The following is a 5,108-nucleotide window of genomic DNA, read 5'->3' as shown; positions in this document are numbered from 1 at the left end:
CGTTCCTGCTTGCTCCACTTTGGCAATAGTGCGGTCTAAGGAGTCGTAAGCAAACTGGGTCTTGATCTGATTCTTAGATTCTTTATCGGTCTTGGTATGCTCCGTAACGTTATCAAACGGATCATAGTTGTATTGCTCTCTGACCTGTTCTCCTTCTTTGACCTTCTCGACACGTCCCATTGGATCGTATTGATAGTCGGACTTAACACCTTCTTTCGTCTCCGAGATGAGACGGTTGCGATCGTATTGGAAGCTAGTAAATTTATTGTCTTTATTCTTTTCCACGATGTTGCTATTTGCATCGAGAATATAGGTCTCAAAAGACTTCTGCTTCCCATCCTTTTCCGCTTTGATGAGGCGATCACGAGCATCGTACTCATAGCGGTAAGTGTTATCCATCTGCTGGTTATCGCTACCTAGGAGGGATGTTACGTCTTTCGTACGATGACCGTTTTCGTTGTACTCGAGGAAATGTCTTTGTAGAAGCGTTCCATCCTGCTTCTTGGTTTGCATTTCCTTGGTTTTCTGGTCTTCGTAATAGCTATAAGTAGTCTGATTGCCGTTTGGCATCTTTACCTGTTTGATTTTCCCGGAAGGTGTACGTTGGTACTCGGTCCACTGGGCTTCATCTCCTCCAGTCTGGCTCATCATGGATGAGACTTGGTTCAACGTATCGTAATAGTAGTACGAAGTTTGTCCCGGATAGACGAGATTAAACAGGTTTCCATTTCGGTCATAACTATAGTCAAACTTCTTCGTGACCTTGTCTTTTTTCAACTCTTCAACCGAGATGACTTGGTTCACATGATTGTACTTCATCTTATACTTGTCTACATCTGCCTTGGTACTAAGGTCTCTGGTTTCGACTAGGTTCCCATTGGCATCGTACGTATATTGAAGCATCTTCTTATTGAAGGTTGCAGCCGTGCTTTTTAGCCCTGAGTCATAGAGTTGTTTGACTTTACCGTCTGGTTGATAAGCCCAACCCATCTCGCGCTTGAGTTTGCCATCGGCACTCGTTACATCTCGCTCGGTTTGCTTCCCGAGATCATCGTATTGATACTCGGTCTTCACTCCAAATGGATCTTCAATGCTTCGGAGCCAGCCAGTATCATAATAGGTCATCTTGGTCTTAATGCGATCGACCTGTCCGTAGGAAGCTGGAGTCGTTACTTCGGTTACGTTTCCTAGTTCGTCGTATTGGTACGTCATCTTTGGACGTTCTAATTGTTTGCCGTCATGTGGATAGATGATCTCAGTTACGCGGTTTAATTCGTCGTATACTTTTTCTTGGACAAAGTCTCCTTTGGTCGGAGTAGCCACACCACGAGGGGTTTCTACTTTTAGGAGGTTTCCGGCACCATCGTAATCGTATTTGGTAATGAGTTCTTTTCCGTTATGAGGTACGCGCTCTTCTGCGAGTAGTCCCCGTTTGTCATAATATTTATAGAGATTGTTCCCATCTTTATCCTTGATGCGAGTGATTAATCCATCGGCATCGTAGGTCGTATGGGTGTATTGGTCTTTAGCATCGATTTCGCGAATCACACGGTGGTTTTTGTCGTACTCTTTCCGAATGGTATGGTCTTTATCATCTGCTGTAGAGGCAATTCCCTCTGGTAGCGTGGTTTTGATCTGGTTCCCGACGTCGTCGTATTCATAGGTAATTTTATGACCTAACGAGTTGGTTGTCGCGATCAGTTGATCAAAGTCGTCATACTCGTAAGTCGTGATGTAATCCTGATCATCATCCTTGGTCAAACTTCCGTTTGGCTGGGTCTCTTTGATCAGTTTCCCGACGTTGTTATACTCGTTCTTCTTCACTCGTGGGACTTTGGTATCAGAGTCAGAAGGGAGTTTGATTTCAATTACCCGGTCCATAGCGTCATAATCGTAAAAGGTTTCCGCACCGGTTGCGGATGTTTCTTTGATGACGTTGCCATTTTGATCGTATGCGGGGGCAAGCTGTGTGATATATTCGTTTTTCTTCAGATCTTTGGGTATTTCGGTCTTTTCTAGTCGTTGATAAATGTCATAGGTCATGGTGATGCGCTTACCTTTAGGATTGGTGGTGGTGAGGGTCTCACCACGCGGTCCATAGGTAGACCATGTGACATTTCCTTTGGCATCGGTTGTTTTTTGCGCTAATCCATTTGCATCATACTCGTCGGATAGGGTAGCGTGTCCATTCACATCAGAGGCACTCTTGAGAAGTCCACCCGGCCAATAGGTATAGGTTGTTCCAAGACTCATCGAGTTTTGCTTCGTGAGCATATTTCCGTTGGCATCATAGGTATAACGAACTTCTCTTCCCTCTGGAGAGGTTTCTTTGATGAGCTCTGAAACCCTTCCATCCATCCCAGTCTGGTATTCGTAGAGGGTGGATTTTCGAGCAGAAGCATCGGATAAGGCATTGTTTTCTTGGTCAGTCTTCATGAGGGGTTGCCCATGCTCATTGTACTTCCAAGTGGTAACCGCCCCGTTTGGCTCTTCGAGACGAATCATGTTGTCATCGTCGTCGTATTGATACTTCGTGGTACGCGTTTTTCCTTTGGTGATCACGCTTACTTGCGTTTGACGACCTTTGCCATCAAAGGAGTATTCGGTGTGACGATCTTTATTGGCATCGGTTACAATCCGCTGATTCGCGTTGTAGTCGATGAAAATGTGTTCATTTGCCCTGTTGGTCATCTTGGTGACTTTGTTCGCTAGGTCTCCGCTTGTATGGTAATCAAACGTGGTTGCATTGCCGCGAGAGTCGGTCACTTTGACGATATGTGACTTGAGGGTTGGATGGTATTCAAATCGGTAGGTTTTTAAGTCAGTTACATTCGTAACTTTCCTTACATCAATCCCGTCCATCAGCTTGACTAACCGGTCTTGGTCATCATAGACAAACTGCATCCGTCTACCTGCAATATCATCGATATAATCAATTTTATTTCGGTCGTTATACGAAATCTGCAAGGTCTCCCGGTTCATCGAGTCCTTGATGCGGCGTAAAAGTTGTTTCGGTTTGTTATCGATCTTTCTTTCTTCGTATTCATAGATTAGCTTGTTTCCGTTTTTATCCACGATCTCACTAGTATAGCCTCGGTCATCCAAGAAATATTGGACTCGGTCCTGCTCCGTGAAGACCCATTTTTTCCGTTTATCTGTTCCACTTATGTATTCGACGGATAAGTTAAGTCCTGCGGGTGGATCAAATTTATTCTTGTTCTTATTCCACGTGAATTCGTGGCTTTCTCCCTCTTCATCCACGACGACGACAGCGCCAGAGACAATCTCATCTTTACTGTTGACCATCGCACCATTGGTGGCAGGGGCACCGATGCTCACAACGGATCCAGTTCCGAGTGACCATCCTTTTCCAAGTCCTGCATCTGTGGTGCTTAGGCTGTTATAGTTCAGCTGGGCATAGGTTTCAAATCCTCTCGAAGGATTCGAGTAGGGCTTGTAGAAAAAGGTGACATTTCCTTGGTAAACGTTCATCCCAACTTTGCTGTCTGGACTGGCAAAGTCGGTTATCTGAGCCGCATTGTGGCCAAATCCTTTGTCTTCTCCTTTCTTCTCTATCGCTACTTTTTGCTCTAGCACAGCCACTGGGTTCGCATCTTGTGAGAGCCACTTTCCATTTTTCGAGAGGTCCCAGCGCAAGCTATAGGATTCACGCTGTTGGTTCCCTGTGAGTTCAGGTGCTTTTACCTTTGCTCGAACTTTAATCGTCTGTCCAGGGCTGACATCGATCGGGGTCGGGGCTTCGATGCCTTTTTCATCTACAGGACGTAGAGGACTATCGAGGCGGGCATTGGTCACTTCTTTCCCATCGGGTCCAATCCAGTGATAGGAAAGTTTATCGGTAGAACCACTCCATTTCTCTTCAGTTGTATTCGTTAAGGTGACATCTACCAAATACTCGGCTCCGGTGGTCATGTAAGAGGGAGTACTTGGGGCATAGTAGTTATTCCCAGCAGACTTCGTGGTATAGATCACCATTAATTTCGGACGTACGGATGTATCGGGTGATTCACTACTATGGAAGGCTGTCCGCTCTTTCACACTTCCGTCTTCACCTTGAAACTTCAGCAAAAATCCATTGTTCGTTTTGGTACCATTTAGCCATGCTTGAACGGCAGGAGTAGTCTTCCACAGATGCCACTCGGCGGTATAGCTTGTACTGATGGCATTGAGTGATCCTATTTCAATATCTCCGCCGGGTTGGCTCCATGGGGTATTCCAAGTAGCCTCTTCGGTAAATCCTTTGGCAAGTGAATAGACATCGTATTTCGTAGGGGTTTTATCATCCGATTCCTCATACTCAGAATTCATGAGTGCGAGATAGGAACTGGATACTTTTACTCCGGTAGGAAGGGAGGAAAGGTCAAATTTGATTACGCTACGTGTAATTCCGTAGGTACCCATATTCCCTACCGAAAGAAACGGTTTTCCATCTATTTTATCTAAATTCGTAGTCGGCTTTGCGCTAGAGAGTGTGGTATCCTCTGCTTGCTGGATCACTTGTAATGTCAGCCCAGCCTTGGGTAATTGCACTTGCTTTTCCTTAGAAGGGAAAACTTTGCTTTCGGTGGTTTTTACGGTGACCATGTAGTAATACGTACGCCCCATATCAGCAGGATTAATCGCCGGAGTTGGCTGGGCAGTCGTATCTCGATACTGCGTCTGATTCACTCCGTCGATGGGAGCGATGAGGGTGCTTTCATTCGGGGTAAATTTAGGCTGGTTACTCCGGTGTACCTGATATTCCACGAAGCCAGATCCGGTGTACTTGCTCCAGCTTAACTCGGCTCCATCACCGTGAACCTTGGTGGGTTCGTTTAAGGTGATAACTGGTTCTCCCCAGTCGATAATTTGATCTTTAATGGTGGGCGCTTTAGCAGGAGCGGCTGGTGTTTTGGACCCCGCCTTTTTTTCTGCTGCCGTCTCTTTATAAAAAGATAAAAGTGCATTGGAATCTTTGTCCATTGCGTATGGCTGTTTGATTTGCCATTGGTAATACTCATTGTTTATAAAATCTACCGCATAGGCAGGTAAAGGTTGCATGCTTGTCCATAAAACAATGGCGACAATCATGCTAACCCATATTCGAA

General features: G+C 45.5%; 1 protein-coding gene. It reads right to left on the bottom strand.

Translation table 11 applies throughout. The features are described 5' to 3' along the window. On the bottom strand, window positions 1-5,108 hold a 5,108-nt coding region (locus J2Z48_RS15600), incomplete at both ends, for a DNRLRE domain-containing protein (protein WP_307254998.1).

It is taken from the genome of Croceifilum oryzae, from assembly GCF_030814315.1.
Classification (GTDB): domain Bacteria; phylum Bacillota; class Bacilli; order Thermoactinomycetales; family Thermoactinomycetaceae; genus Baia; species Baia oryzae.
The sequence above is the reverse complement of the archived record's forward strand: the minus strand, read 5'-3'. Positions and strand labels throughout refer to the sequence as shown.